This is a genomic window from Mesorhizobium sp. M2C.T.Ca.TU.002.02.1.1 (genome assembly GCF_003997225.1).
Genome location: NZ_RZTO01000080.1, coordinates 1 through 12,736 on the forward strand (window position 1 = coordinate 1; position 12,736 = coordinate 12,736).

12 protein-coding genes are annotated in these 12,736 nt (G+C 64.6%); 9 read left to right on the forward strand and 3 right to left on the reverse strand.

What is annotated here, in order from left to right:
- Positions 1-98: 98 nt before the first annotated feature.
- The gene (locus tag EOD07_RS06690; protein WP_127234456.1) at positions 99-1,046 is read right to left on the reverse strand and encodes a GlxA family transcriptional regulator; all 948 of its coding nucleotides are present in this window, start codon (positions 1,044-1,046) and stop codon (positions 99-101) included.
- 87 nt (positions 1,047-1,133) lie between these two features.
- Between EOD07_RS06690 and EOD07_RS06695 the strand changes: the two genes are divergently transcribed.
- From EOD07_RS06695 to ugpC, 7 genes are all read left to right on the forward strand, one after another.
- Positions 1,134-1,838 carry a DJ-1/PfpI family protein gene (locus EOD07_RS06695; protein WP_127234457.1) on the forward strand — a complete coding sequence of 235 codons (705 nt, stop codon included), beginning with the start codon at positions 1,134-1,136 and terminating at the stop codon, positions 1,836-1,838.
- A 119-nt stretch (positions 1,839-1,957) separates the two neighbouring features.
- On the forward strand, positions 1,958-2,689 hold the full coding sequence (locus EOD07_RS06700) for a FadR/GntR family transcriptional regulator (RefSeq protein WP_127234460.1): 732 nt from the start codon (positions 1,958-1,960) through the stop codon (positions 2,687-2,689).
- Positions 2,686-3,888, forward strand: coding sequence for a PLP-dependent transferase (locus EOD07_RS06705; protein ID WP_127234463.1), 1,203 nt, complete (start codon positions 2,686-2,688; stop codon positions 3,886-3,888). Before EOD07_RS06700 ends, EOD07_RS06705 begins: the two co-directional genes overlap by 4 nt.
- A gap of 27 nt (positions 3,889-3,915) precedes the next feature.
- On the forward strand, positions 3,916-5,193 hold the full coding sequence (locus EOD07_RS06710; protein ID WP_127234465.1) for a sugar ABC transporter substrate-binding protein: 1,278 nt from the start codon (positions 3,916-3,918) through the stop codon (positions 5,191-5,193).
- Positions 5,194-5,483: 290 nt separating this feature from the next.
- Complete coding sequence (locus EOD07_RS06715; RefSeq protein WP_040988773.1) at positions 5,484-6,407, forward strand: sugar ABC transporter permease; 924 nt, start codon at positions 5,484-5,486, stop codon at positions 6,405-6,407.
- Positions 6,407-7,255 carry a carbohydrate ABC transporter permease gene (locus tag EOD07_RS06720; protein ID WP_127234467.1) on the forward strand — a complete coding sequence of 283 codons (849 nt, stop codon included), beginning with the start codon at positions 6,407-6,409 and terminating at the stop codon, positions 7,253-7,255. The genes EOD07_RS06715 and EOD07_RS06720 overlap by 1 nt, the downstream gene beginning before the upstream one ends.
- A gap of 3 nt (positions 7,256-7,258) precedes the next feature.
- Complete coding sequence (gene ugpC / locus EOD07_RS06725) at positions 7,259-8,326, forward strand: sn-glycerol-3-phosphate ABC transporter ATP-binding protein UgpC (protein ID WP_127234469.1); 1,068 nt, start codon at positions 7,259-7,261, stop codon at positions 8,324-8,326.
- Here ugpC and EOD07_RS06730 read toward each other — a convergent pair.
- Positions 8,323-10,122, reverse strand: a complete 1,800-nt coding sequence (locus EOD07_RS06730) for an ABC transporter ATP-binding protein (RefSeq protein WP_127234473.1) — start codon at positions 10,120-10,122, stop codon at positions 8,323-8,325. The genes ugpC and EOD07_RS06730 overlap by 4 nt on opposite strands.
- Positions 10,123-10,311: 189 nt before the next feature.
- On the opposite strand from EOD07_RS06730, the gene EOD07_RS06735 reads away from it, so the two are divergent.
- Together EOD07_RS06735 and EOD07_RS06740 are read left to right on the forward strand one after the other, a co-directional pair.
- Positions 10,312-11,670 carry an LLM class flavin-dependent oxidoreductase gene (locus EOD07_RS06735; RefSeq protein WP_127234475.1) on the forward strand — a complete coding sequence of 453 codons (1,359 nt, stop codon included), beginning with the start codon at positions 10,312-10,314 and terminating at the stop codon, positions 11,668-11,670.
- Between the two features lie 11 nt (positions 11,671-11,681).
- The gene (locus tag EOD07_RS06740) at positions 11,682-12,455 is read left to right on the forward strand and encodes a DUF427 domain-containing protein (RefSeq protein WP_127234477.1); all 774 of its coding nucleotides are present in this window, start codon (positions 11,682-11,684) and stop codon (positions 12,453-12,455) included.
- Positions 12,456-12,473: 18 nt separating this feature from the next.
- On the opposite strand, the gene EOD07_RS37555 is transcribed toward EOD07_RS06740, so the two are convergent.
- Positions 12,474-12,736, reverse strand: a 263-nt coding sequence (locus EOD07_RS37555; protein ID WP_206519428.1) for a hypothetical protein, incomplete at its 5' end; no start/stop codon positions are given.

Here is a 12,736-nt window from a genome sequence, read left to right on the forward strand (position 1 = left end):
CTTCGTGCGCGGCATCGCCGCGACCGGCATCAAGGGCTGACGACGGCCGATATCGGGATCGATCCGTTGCGGATCGCTTCGGCGCACGCGGCAATCGATCAGAAGCGCTCGCGATAGTCGCGCGGGTTGGTGCCCAGCACACGTAGAAAGCCGCGCCGCATCGTTTCTTCCGAGCCGAAGCCGCAGCGCCGCGCTGTCTGGCTGACGGTCTGCCCCCGCTCCAGCATCCGCCGCGCCGCCTCGATCCGGATCTCCTCGACGGCGCGGGCGGGTGTCCGCCCCGTCGCCTCCTGATAATGCCGCGAGAGACTGCGCCGGCTCATATTGGCGTGCTCGGCCAGTTGCTCCAGCGAAAGGTCGGCACTGAGATTGTCCAGGATCCAGCCATGCAGCCTGTCGAAGCGCCCGTCGCCTTGCTGCAGCTTGAGGGTCTCGCTGAACTGCGCCTGGCCGCCGGGACGTTTCAGGAAGACGACCAGCTCGCGCGCCACCGCCAGCGCCGTGCGCCGGCCGAGGTCGGCCTCGACGAAGGACAGCGCCAGGTCGATACCCGCCGTCACGCCGGCGGAGGTCCAGACATTGCCGTCGCGAACGAAGATCGGGTCGGGGTCGAGCCGAACCGCGGGAAAGCGCTTGGCGAACTCCGCGCAGCGTCCCCAATGGGTCACCGCGCGCCGGCCGTCGAGCAGACCGGCCTCGGCCAGCAGCATGGCGCCGCTGCAGACGGAGGCGGTCCGCGTCGCATCGCGCGAACGGCCGATGATCCAATCCACCAGTTCAGCCTCCTCGCATGCCGCGTTGACGCCCCAGCCGCCGGGCACGATCACCGTGTCGATCTCGGTCCCATGCGCCGGCAGCGCCGCTGCCTCCAGCACCAGGCCGGACGATGTCCTGATCCGCGGCGAAGCGGCGACGACGACGACCTCATAGGCGGGCGCTCCGCCGGCCTGCGCCCTGAAGTCGTTGGCGCTGGCGAAAACCTGCAGCGGTCCGCTGACATCGAGGAGCTGGATGTCGGGATAGGCGAGGATTTCGATGCGGCGCATGGCTTTGGCCTGAAACGAGGGATCAATGGCAATCGCGCCAAAGCATGATGCCTTACATTGCCAGAAGTCAACTCGCGGAGATTCCCCATGTCCCTTCGTTTCGGCATTCTCGTCTTCCCCAACGTCCAGCAGCTCGACCTCACCGGGCCTTATGAGGTCATGGCAACGGTCAAGGGCGCCGAGGTGGAACTGATCTGGAAGGATCGCGATCCGGTGATGTCGTCGACGCGTCTTTCTCTCACACCGACGGCGACCTTCGACGATTGCCTGCCGCTCGACGTGCTGTGCATCCCGGGCGGTGGTGGCGTCAACGCGCTGCTGGAGGACAAGGCGGTTCTCGATTTCGTCTGGGAGCGCGCGGCGCAGGCGCGCTACATCACCTCGGTGTGCAGCGGCGCCTTGGTGCTTGGCGCGGCCGGATTGCTCAAAGGCAAGCGGGCGACCACGCACTGGTATGCGCATGATTTCCTGGAAGAATTCGGTGCGATCCCGGTCGATGCGCGCATCGTCGAGGACGGAAAGCTGATCACCGCCGGCGGCGTCACCTCGGGGATCGATTTCGGCCTGGCGCTGGTCGCAAGGCTGCTCGGTCAAGCGGAAGCCGAAATCGTGCAGCTCTCGCTCGAATATGCGCCGGCGCCGCCCTTCCGCTCCGGCACGCCGGCCGAGGCCTCACCGGTCGTCCTGGCGGAAGCCAAGGAGCGGCTTTCGGGTTCGCGGCGGGTTCGCGAGGAAATGTTCGCGCGCTGGCGCCAGGAGCGTGCAGCCAAGCCGGCACGCATCGGCGCCTGAACGACAGGCCGGATGGCGGGTCCCTCCGCCGTTCGGTCGTTACCATTTCGACTGTTGACTCATCTTTCCGCTTGTGCAGAAATTGGTTGGACCATTGAACCACTTCAGGCTCAACCTGCGTGACCGATTTCCTGCCCCCCATCCAGACCACGGCCCGCGACGACGCGGTGCTGAAGGCCTTGGCGGGCTTCGTGCGGCAGGAGGCTCTGGGCCCGGGTGAGAAGCTGCCGACCGAGCGCATCCTGGCCGAACGCCTCAAGGTCAGCCGCAACACGGTGCGCGAGGCGCTGACGCGCTGGGAAGGCCTCGGCCTCGTCGAACGGCGGCAGGGCTCGGGCACCTATCTCAAGGCCGCTGTCTCGCCCGACATGCTGCACATGCCGCTGACATTGGCGGGCGGCAACGATTTCGCCGGCCTGATGCGCACGCTGGAGATCCGCCGCGCGCTGGAGGCCGAGGCGGCGGCCCTTTGCGCCATCCGCGCCGGCAAGGCCGAGATCGCCGAGATCGAGCGCAAGCTCGACATCATGGAAGATGCCTTCCGCACCCGCGCCGGCATGTCCTCGGAGGAGGACTGGGAGTTCCACCAGGCCGTCTACCGCGCCTCGGGCAATCCGCTGTTCGAGCAGATCATCAGCGCCATGCACGAGCTGTTCCACCGCTTCTGGGAGCATCCGCTCGGCGTGCGCGATTTCGGCCATGCCAGCTTCCCCTATCACCGCACCATCTTCGACCGCATCGCGGCGCATGATCCTGAAGGCGCTCGCGCCGAGGCGCTGAAGCTCATCGCCACCGTCGAGGACGATCTGAAGCGCGGCGCCGCCAACCTCAAACTTTCGGACCGCAGATGAACGAGCAGCCCAACACTTTCGATCCGGCCTCCCTGGCCAGCGACTATCTCGGCGAGGCGGCGACGCTTCTAGCGCATGATGATCCGTTCCCCGGCGGTGCGGTGGTGCCGCCGATCTACCAGACCTCGCTGTTCACCTTCGCCAGTTATGCCGACATGGCCGACACCTTTGCCGGTCGGAGAAAGCAGCCGATCTATTCGCGCGGCGACAATCCGACGGTGATGGAGTTCGAGGCGCGGGTCGCTGCGCTCGAAGGGGCCGAAGCCGCGCGCGGCTTCTCCAGCGGCATGGCGGCGATCAGCGCCACGGTGCTCGCCTTCGTCGGCGCCGGCGAGCGCATGGTCGCCGTGCGCAACTGCTATGGCGACGCCTACCGGCTGTTCGAGCGGCTGTTCCCGCGCTTGCACATCAAGGTCGACTATGTCGACGGCGCCGATCCGGACGCGGTTGCCGCCGCTCTTCCCGGCGCCAAGCTGCTCTATCTCGAAAGCCCGACCTCGATGATGTTCGAGCTGCAGGACCTGGAGCATCTGACGCGGCTGGCAAAGGAGCAGGGCATCGTCACCACGATCGACAATTCCTGGGCCACCCCCGTCTTCCAGAAGCCGATCTCGCATGGCGTCGACCTTGTGCTGCATTCGGCCTCGAAATATCTGAGCGGCCACAGCGACACCGTCGCCGGCGTGGTCGCGGGGTCGGCCGCCCACATCAAGCATATCAATGAGCAGACCTATTCCCAGCTTGGCGGCAAGCTGTCGCCCTTCGAAGGCTGGCTCCTGCTGCGCGGCCTGCGCACGCTGCCGCTGAGACTCCCGCACCACATGAAGAGCGGGCTTGTCATCGCCGAGCGGTTGAAGGCGCATGGCAAGGTCGAGCGGGTCAACCACCCAGCCTATTCCAACCACCCCGGCAAGAGGACGTTAGCCGGCTATGCAGGGCTGTTCTCCTTCGAGGTCACTGAGGATGTCGACATCCCCGCCTTCGTCGATGCGCTGAACCTTTTCCGCATCGGCGTCAGCTGGGGCGGCCATGAAAGCCTGGTCGTGCCGGCAAAAGCCTCGCTCGAGCAGACGCCGGGCATCAATTCGATGGCGCGCTTCGGCGTCAGCCCCCGAACCATCCGCTTCAACGTCGGATTGGAAAATGTCGAAGACCTCTGGGCCGACATCGCCCGGGCCTTCGACAAGTCAAAAAAATAACGAGTGTTCAAAATGGGAGTCCTGAACATGAAAAGACTGACCTTCATGCTTGCCGCCGTCGCCGGCCTGGCGATTTCCACCAGCGGTGCGCTGGCCGACACCACCATCAAGCTGGTCGAGGTCATCACCAGCCCGCCGCGCACCGAATTCCTGAAGAAGCAGATCGCCGAATTCGAGAGCGCCAATCCGGGCATCAAGGTGGAGGTGGTCTCGCTGCCCTGGGGCCAGGCCTTCGAGAAGTTCCTCACCATGGTGCAGGCCGGCGATACGCCCGATGTGGTCGAGATGCCGGAGCGCTGGATGGGCCTCTACGCCAACAACGGCCAGCTCGAGGATCTTGGTCCGTTCATGGCCAAGTGGCCTGACGCAAAGACGCTCGGCGACCGCGCCAAGCAGTTCGGCTCGACCGTCAACAACACGCAGTTCATGATCCCCTACGGCTATTATGTGAACGCGCTGTTCTGGAACAAGAAGCTGTTCAAGGAAGCCGGCCTCGACCGGCCGCCGGAAAACCTCGACGAGTTCGTCTCCTTCTCAAAGAAGATCTCGGCGCTTCCCGGCAAATACGGCTACTGCCTGCGTGGCGGTCCGGGCGCCTTCAACGGCATGCACATGTTCATGAACATCGCCGACGGCAAGGGCGGTTATTTCACCGACGACGGTGTCTCGACCATAAATGACGCGGGCTCGATCAAGGGCCTGCAGATGCTGGCCGACATGTACAAGGACGGCCTGGCGCCGAAGGACGCCGTGAGCTGGGGCTTCAACGAAACGGTCACCGGCTTCTATTCCGGCACCTGCGCCATGCTCAACCAGGATCCGGACGCGCTGCTCGGCATCGCCGACAAGATGAGCGCCGACGACTTCGCTGTCGCGCCGCTTCCGGTCGGCCCGAGCGGCAAGTCCTATCCGACGCTGGGCTATGCCGGCTGGGCGATGTTCGCCAATTCCCAGCACAAGGACGAAACCTGGAAGCTGATGGCCACACTTCTGTCGCCCAAGGACAATCTGGAATGGGCCAAGGAAGTCGGCGTCATCCCGATCCACAACGGCGCCGACCAGGACGCGCATTTCAAGACCGAGCAGTTCAAGGGCTGGTTCACCGAGCTCAGCGACAGCTCGAAGTATGAAATGGTGACGCCGCCGACCCATCTGGAGAACCTCGGCAACTTCGTCGACCAGGTGGCCATCAAGAACTTCCAGGAAGTGCTGCTCGGCCAGAAGCCGGCCAAGGACGTGGCCGACGAATGGGCCAAGTTCCTGACCAAGGAACAGCAAGACTGGCTGGCCAAGAACAAGAAGTGACCTTCTTCTCCCCGGCTCACGGGGAGAAGGTGGCACGCGGTGCATGTCGCCCAAAAGTGCGGAGCGGTTTTGGGATAACGACATGCACAAAAATGCCCGGATGAGGGGCAGCGCCAGGTTCTGAGAAGTTAGCGCCGCCCCTCATCTGCCTGCCGGCTTTCGTCGCTCGAAAAGCCAAGCAATTGGCTTTTCGTCCGCTGCGCGGACCGCTCCTCAACTCCCCGTGAACGGGGAGAAGGAGGCTGTCGCCGTCTCCGGCGCCCACTCACCACCCTGTAGAGCCAAACCGTATGACCTACGCAGTGTCCGAAATCCGATCCGCCGCCCGGCCGCGAAAGCGGCGGCTGAGCAAGGCCGCGATCGAGCCGTGGCTCTATCTTTCGCCGGCTATCGTGCTTTTGGTCCTGGTGCTTCTGGTGCCGCTCATTATCGGCATCAGCTACTCCTTCCGCAAATTCTCGGCCTTCAAGTCGCAATATGTCGGTCTCGCGCAATACCAGGCGATGCTCTCCGACCAGGTGCTCGGCCAGGCGCTGATCAACACGCTGTGGTGGACGGTCGCCAGCCTGTTCTTCCAGTTCTTCCTCGGTCTGGGTCTCGCGCTGCTCCTCGACAAGCCTTTCTACGGCCGCAAGGTCGTGCAGGCGGTGGTGTTCCTGCCTTGGGCGGTGCCGTCCTTTCTCTCGGGCCTCACCTGGGCTTGGCTGTTCAACCCGATCATCGGGCCGTTGCCGCACTGGCTGTTCGCGCTGGGCCTCAAGGCCGAGCCGACCAATGTGCTCTCCGATCCCGCCACCGCCATGTGGGGACCGATCGTCGCCAACATCTGGTTCGGCATCCCGTTCTTCGCCATCACGCTGCTCGCCGCGCTGAAGTCGATCCCGTCCGAACTGCATGAGGCGGCGGCCATCGACGGCGCCTCGCCGTGGCAGCGCTTCACCAAGGTGACGCTGCCTTTCCTGGCGCCCACCATCGTCATCACCGTCATGCTGCGCACCATCTGGATCGCCACTTTCGCCGACCTGATCTTCGTCATGACCGAGGGCGGGCCTGCCGGCTCGACCAGCACGGTGCCGGTTTACATCTATGTCAGCGCCTTCAAGTCGCTCGACAAAGGCTATGCGTCGGCGGTCGCCGTGCTGCTTCTGGTGCTGCTCATCGCCTACGCCATCGGGCTGATCGCCATCCGCCGCACGCTGGTGAGGCACGTCTGATGATCGCCGGTCGCTCCACTTCCTCGCGCATCTTCGGCGGCATTGGGCTTTACGCGGCCATCGCGGCCTACGTGATCTTCGCGCTGTTCCCGATCTTCTGGACGCTGAAGATCTCGGTGACGCCCGAGCGCCTGCTCTATTCCGAAGGCATCACCTTCTGGCCGTCGCAGACGACGCTGAAGAACTTCGCCACCGTGCTAGAGGCCTCCGACTTCCCGCGCTATTTCCTCAACAGCGTCATTGTCTCGGTGTCGACGGCGGCATTCGTCACCGTCATCGCCACGCTCGCCGGCTATGCCATGTCTCGCTTCACCTTCCGCGGCAAGGCGACGCTGGCGATCCTGTTGCTCCTCACCCAGACCTTCCCGCTGGTCATGGTCATCCCGCCGATCTACCGCATCATGGGCGATCTCGGCCTGACCAACAGCCTGATCGGGCTGATCATCATCTACACCGCCTTCAACACCGCCTTCGCCACCTTCCTGATGCAGTCCTTCTTCGACGGCATCCCGAAGGACCTGGAGGAGGCGGCGATGATCGACGGCTGCACCCGCGCCCAGGCGATGCGCCGCGTGATCGTGCCGCTCACCCTTCCGGGCATGGGCGCGACGCTCGGCTTCGTCTTCACCGCCGCCTGGAGCGAATTGCTGTTCGCGCTGATGCTGATTTCCAGCGACGAGCAGAAGACCTTTGCCGTCGGCCTGCTCACCTTCATCGGCAAGTTCGCCGTCGACTGGGGGCAGATGATGGCGGCCTCCATCCTGGCGCTGATCCCGGTCTGCGTCTTCTTCGCCTTCCTGCAACGCTATCTCGTCACCGGCCTCACCGCCGGCGCGGTCAAAGGATAAACGATGGCTTCCGTCACGCTGCAAAACGTCGAGAAGGATTACGGCGCGGTGCGCATCCTGCACGGCGTCGATCTCGAGATCGCCGACGGCGAATTCGTCGTGCTGGTCGGCCCGTCCGGTTGCGGCAAGTCGACTCTCTTGCGCATGATCGCTGGGCTCGAAGAGGTCACCGGCGGCGAGATCCATATCGGCGAGCGCCTCGTCAACGACGTCGCGCCGAAGGACCGCGACATCGCCATGGTGTTCCAGTCCTACGCGCTCTATCCGCATATGGATGTCTCGTCGAACATGGGCTTCAGCCTGATGCTGAAGAAGGCCGAGAAGACGACGATCGACGGCAGGGTGGGCGCGGCCGCCAAGCGGCTCGGCCTCGACGCCTATCTCGGCCGCCTGCCGCGCCAATTGTCCGGCGGCCAGCGCCAGCGAGTCGCCATGGGCCGCGCCATCGTGCGCGACCCGAAAGTGTTTCTGTTCGACGAGCCGCTCTCCAATCTCGACGCCAAATTGCGTGTCCATATGCGCGCCGAGATCAAGGCGCTGCATCAGCAGCTCAAGACCACGTCGGTCTATGTCACGCATGATCAGGTCGAGGCGATGACCATGGCCGACCGCATCGTCGTCATGCATGATGGTTACGTGCAGCAGGTCGGCCGCCCGCTCGAGCTTTACGACCGTCCGGCCAACACCTTCGTCGCCGGCTTCATCGGCTCGCCCGGCATGAATTTCTTGCCGGCTAAGGTCGCCAAGGCCGGCAAGGTCGATGCCGTGCTCGCCGACGGCCAGAAATTGCGGCTGCCGGATGGCCTGCCGCTGAGCGACGGCGATGACCTCACCATCGGCCTGCGGCCGGAACACATCAAGCTGGTCGACGATGGCGCGCTCAAGGCGGACGTCGAGGTGGTCGAGCCGCTCGGCCTGTCGACGCAATTCTATGTCCGGCTGGCCAATCAGCAGATCTGCGTCTTCGTTATGGGCCGCAGCGACGTGAGGCCGGGCGACACGATCCGTCTCGCCGCCGATCCGGCGGCGCTGCATCTCTTCGATCCGAAAAGTGGAAATCGGATCGGCTAGCTGGCCAGCAGTGCATCCGTTCGCCAGCAGGCGATCAGATGGCCGTCGCCCACATCGGCGGCAGCCGGCTCCGCTTCCCGGCAACCGGCCAAGGCAAGAGGACAACGATCGGCGAACGCGCACCCGCCATGCGCTGTCTCTGCGGCCGCTTGGACCGAAACTGCCGGAGCCTCGTCCGAGGATGCCGCCAAAAGCAGCTTCGTATAAGGGTGGCTGGGTCCGCGAAAAACCTGTTCCGATGAGCCGGTCTCGATCAGCCGACCGCGATAGAGCACGCCTATCCGGTCGGCCATGTAGCGCACGACCCTGAGGTCGTGGCTGATGAACAGATAGGTCGTGTCCCTGTCGCGCTGCAGGTCGTTGAGCAGGTTGAGCACCGTCGCCTGCACCGAGACGTCGAGCGCCGAGGTCGGCTCGTCCAGCACCACCACTTTCGGCGCGCCGGCGAAGGCGCGCGCGATGGCCGCCCTCTGCCGCTGGCCGCCGGAGAGCGAGCGCGGCTTCTGTTCCACGGTCGTGTCGGTCAGCCTGACGGAACGCAGCAGCTGGGCGACGCGGTTCTTCGCATCGCCCCAGCCAAGGCCGGCAAGCCGCCGCAGTGGCCGGCTGATGATCCGCCCGATCCGATGGCGCGGATTGAGCGTTCGGTCGGGCGACTGGAAAACCATCTGCACGTCGCGCCGTTCGCTCGGCGCCCGTCTCTCGGCGCGCGGCGCGACGGTCTTGCCGAACAGCTCGACCGATCCTTGGCTGGGTGTCTGCAGGCCGGTGACGATCCTTGCCAGCGTCGACTTGCCCGAGCCGGATTCACCGATCAGGCCGAAGGTCTCGCCTTGTCCGATGCGGAGCTCGACATTGTGCAGCACGGGCTGCGAACCGAACGAATGACTGACGCTCTTGCAGGCAATCGCGGTCCGGCGTTCCGGATCCGGGCCGGTTTGGCGAGCGGCCGCCTGGATGTGGCCTGCCGCGCCGATCTCGGCCAGCCGGCCGTCGCGCTTGGTGAAATTGAGCGCCGGGATCGAGGCGATCAGCGCCTTGGTATAGGCATGGGCGGGATTCTCGAAAACCTTCTCGGCGCCGCCGCTCTCGACCACGGTTCCCGACTGCATCACCGCGACGCGGTCGCAGGAGCGGCGGATCAGGTTGATGTCATGGCTGATCAAAAGGATGCTGGTCTTGTGGTCGCGGCGCAGATCGTCGAGGATCGCGATCACTTCGGACTGCACGCTGGCGTCGAGCGCTGTCGTCGGTTCGTCCAATACCAGCAGTGCCGGGTCGAGCGCGATGGCAATCGCGATGTTGGCGCGCTGCTGCATGCCGCCGGAAAGCTCATGCGGGTAGAGGTCGAGCACCCGCTCGGGATTGGCGACCCGCACACGCCGGAGCAACTCGGCCGAGCGCCAACGCGCCTCCTCATGGCGGACCGGACGATGGCGCATGATTGTCTCGCCGATCTGCCGGCCGATCGTCATGGCCGGGCTGAGCGCGGCCCCTGGATGCTGGTAGACCGCCGCGATACGATCGCCTCTCAGGCCGCGCAGCTCCTCGCCGGAGAGGCCGCGTATTTCCCGACCCTGGAACTCCAGCGCCGAGGCCGCCAGCCGGGCATTGCCCGGCAGATAGCGCAATATGGCCAAAGCCACCGAGCTTTTGCCCGAGCCGGATTCGCCGACCAACCCCAACGCTTCGCCCTGGCCTATGGAGAGCGAAACGCCATTGACGGCGGATTGCCATCCTCTTTTCCCGCCATAGGCGATGGAAAGTTTCTCCACGTTCAGCACCGAAGGGGACATTGAGACCTCGAAATCGCTTTCTGCCGGTGCCCTAATCAAGGGCAATCGCTTCCGCTCATTTAGTACATTATCTCTATAAAATTACTCGAATTAACGACAAGCGCAATCTAGCCTTTCACCTAGTCGAGAGATTTCAACGGCGCTGCCGATGCAACGCCGGCTCTCTCGCGAAGCTGCAAGGAGGCCGGCATGGCGCGAAATCAACTGATCCTGAGCGCGTTCTTCTTCAACCCCCAGGGCGATCACCGCATGTCGTGGCGGCACCCGCGCGCGCCCGGCCGGGAAGTGCTTGGCTTCGACTACTATCGAGAGCTCGTCCAGGTCGCCGAGCGCGCCAGGATCGACACGATCTTCGTCGCCGACCACGTATCGATCTGGGACTCGGTGAAGAGCGGCGTCGCGCATTACGCCAATGCCCGCCTCGAGCCGCTGACGCTGCTTTCGGCGCTGGCCGGCGTGACCAAGCACATAGGCCTCATCACCACCGCCTCGAGCTCCTACAGCGAGCCCTACAATGTGGCCCGCCTGTTCGCCTCGCTCGACCATATCAGCGGGGGCAGGGCGTCGTGGAACGTCGTCACCTCGGCCATGGACGAGGAGGCGCGCAATTTTGGCCGCGACGGCAATATCGAGCATGCCTTCCGCTACCAGCGCGCGGCCGAATTCCTCGATATCGTCAAGGGGCTGTGGGACAGCTGGGAGGATGAAGCCCTGCTGTTCGACAAGGAAACCGGCTATTTCGCCGATCCGGACAAGGTTCATGTGCTCGACCATCGCGGCGCGCATTTCAAGGTGCGCGGTCCGCTCAACGTCTCGCGACCGCCACAGGGCCATCCGCTGATCGTCCAGGCCGGTTCCTCGGAAGACGGCAAGAACTTCGCCACCGCCCACGCCGATGCCCATTTCGCCATCTACAGCACCAGGGAAGACGGCATTCGGTACCGCGAGGACATCAACGAGCGCCTCGCCCGTCACGGCAGGCGCCCGGAAAGCTTCAAGATCCTTCCCGGCATCTTGCCGATCGTTGCCGCGTCCGAGGCCGAGGCGCGCGACAGGCAGGATTATCTGCAGACACTGCTGCCGGATCGCGTCGGCATCGACCTCCTGTCGAGCTGGAGCGGCATCGATCTCTCGGCCTATCCGCCGGACGGTCCGCTGCCGCAGCTTCCGGATGAAAGCACCTTCAATGGCGGGCGCACCTCGCTCAACCGCGTCAGGCAGTGGGCGACCCAGAACCTGACCCTGCGCGAGATCGCCCGCAAGCTGGCGAACAGCGGCTCGGTGCCGACCGTTGCGGGGACGCCGAAGCAGATCGCCGACCAGCTTCAGGATTGGTTCGAGGCGGGCGCCGCCGACGGCTTCAACCTGATGTTCCCGCTGCTGCCGGAAGACTGGATCAATTTCGCCGAGCAGGTCGTGCCCGAGCTGCAGCGTCGTGGCGTCTTTCCGACCGAATACGCGCCCGGAACGCTGCGTGACCGCTTCGGCCTCGCCCGCCCAGCCAACCGCTTCGCCGAGCAGCGCGCCAACCAGCGCGCCGTGTCCTGAGGAGAGCCGTCATGACCGCCCAACCCAAACTGCAGCCGCGCGAAGCAACCGCGCCAAAGCTGATCAATGTCCTGCACAGCCCCAAGCGCATCCGCGTCAAGTTCGGCGGCCGCGTCATCGCCGACAGCCGCAACGTGCTGGTGCTGCGCTCCAACCATTTTTTGCCGATCTATTTCTTCCCGCTGGCGGCTGTCGACCAGTCGGTGCTGAAACCGTCGAAGCAGGGTCAGCAGCATGCCGTGGGCGGCGAGACCAAATACTGGGATATCGAAGCCGGCGACCGGCGCGCCGCCGACGCCGCCTGGTCGTTCACGGCGCCGCCAGACGAGAACCTTGCGCCGCTCGCCGGCCGCGTCGCCTTCACCTGGAACTTGGTCGACCAGTGGTTCGAGGAGGATGAAGAGGTCTTCGTCCATGCCCGCGATCCCTATGCGCGCATCGACGTGCTGCAGAGTTCTAGCCATGTCGAGGTCTGGTTCGACGGTGAGCTGATCGCCGACAGCCGCCGTCCCGTGCTGCTGTTCGAAACGCATCTGCCGACACGCTTCTACCTGCCGCCGGAAGATGTCCGGCTCGACCGGCTAAGGGCCTCGTTGACGAGGACCCGATGTCCCTACAAGGGCATCGCGTCCTACTGGTCGGGCGTGCTCAAGGACGGTTCGCTGCGCGAGGACATCGCCTGGAGCTATCGCGATCCGATCGCCGAGATGCCGAAGATCAAGGGGCTGATCGCCTTCTATCCGCAAGCGGTCGACCGCATCCATCTCGACGGCCAGCCGGTCTGATCCGGCCCCCTCGCCACTTCATTTCAAACCCCAATTTTCACAGAGGCAAAAATGACCAAGCGCAACGAAATCGACGCCCTTCGCAATCTCTCCGGCGACATCTGGAACGTCGCCGTCGATGAATACGCCAAAGGCTACCTGAAACGCCGCGATCTCCTGAAATATGCAGCGCTGATCGGCCTGACCGGCTTCGCCGCTTCGCAAGGCCTCGGTTTCTCCCGAGCCCGACGCGGACGGTGCCGCCGGCGGCACCGTCCGCGTCGGGCTCGGCCAGCCGACCA

Coding starts and splice junctions, on each gene's coding strand:
- EOD07_RS06715 (WP_040988773.1), top strand. CDS start 5,484: ATGACCTACGCAGTGTCCGAAATCCGATCCGCCGCCCGGCCGCGAAAG.
- EOD07_RS06735 (WP_127234475.1), top strand. CDS start 10,312: ATGGCGCGAAATCAACTGATCCTGAGCGCGTTCTTCTTCAACCCCCAG.
- EOD07_RS06705 (WP_127234463.1), top strand. CDS start 2,686: ATGAACGAGCAGCCCAACACTTTCGATCCGGCCTCCCTGGCCAGCGAC.
- ugpC (WP_127234469.1), top strand. CDS start 7,259: ATGGCTTCCGTCACGCTGCAAAACGTCGAGAAGGATTACGGCGCGGTG.
- EOD07_RS06695 (WP_127234457.1), top strand. CDS start 1,134: ATGTCCCTTCGTTTCGGCATTCTCGTCTTCCCCAACGTCCAGCAGCTC.
- EOD07_RS06730 (WP_127234473.1), bottom strand. CDS start 10,122: ATGTCCCCTTCGGTGCTGAACGTGGAGAAACTTTCCATCGCCTATGGC.
- EOD07_RS06710 (WP_127234465.1), top strand. CDS start 3,916: ATGAAAAGACTGACCTTCATGCTTGCCGCCGTCGCCGGCCTGGCGATT.
- EOD07_RS06690 (WP_127234456.1), bottom strand. CDS start 1,046: ATGCGCCGCATCGAAATCCTCGCCTATCCCGACATCCAGCTCCTCGAT.
- EOD07_RS06740 (WP_127234477.1), top strand. CDS start 11,682: ATGACCGCCCAACCCAAACTGCAGCCGCGCGAAGCAACCGCGCCAAAG.
- EOD07_RS06720 (WP_127234467.1), top strand. CDS start 6,407: ATGATCGCCGGTCGCTCCACTTCCTCGCGCATCTTCGGCGGCATTGGG.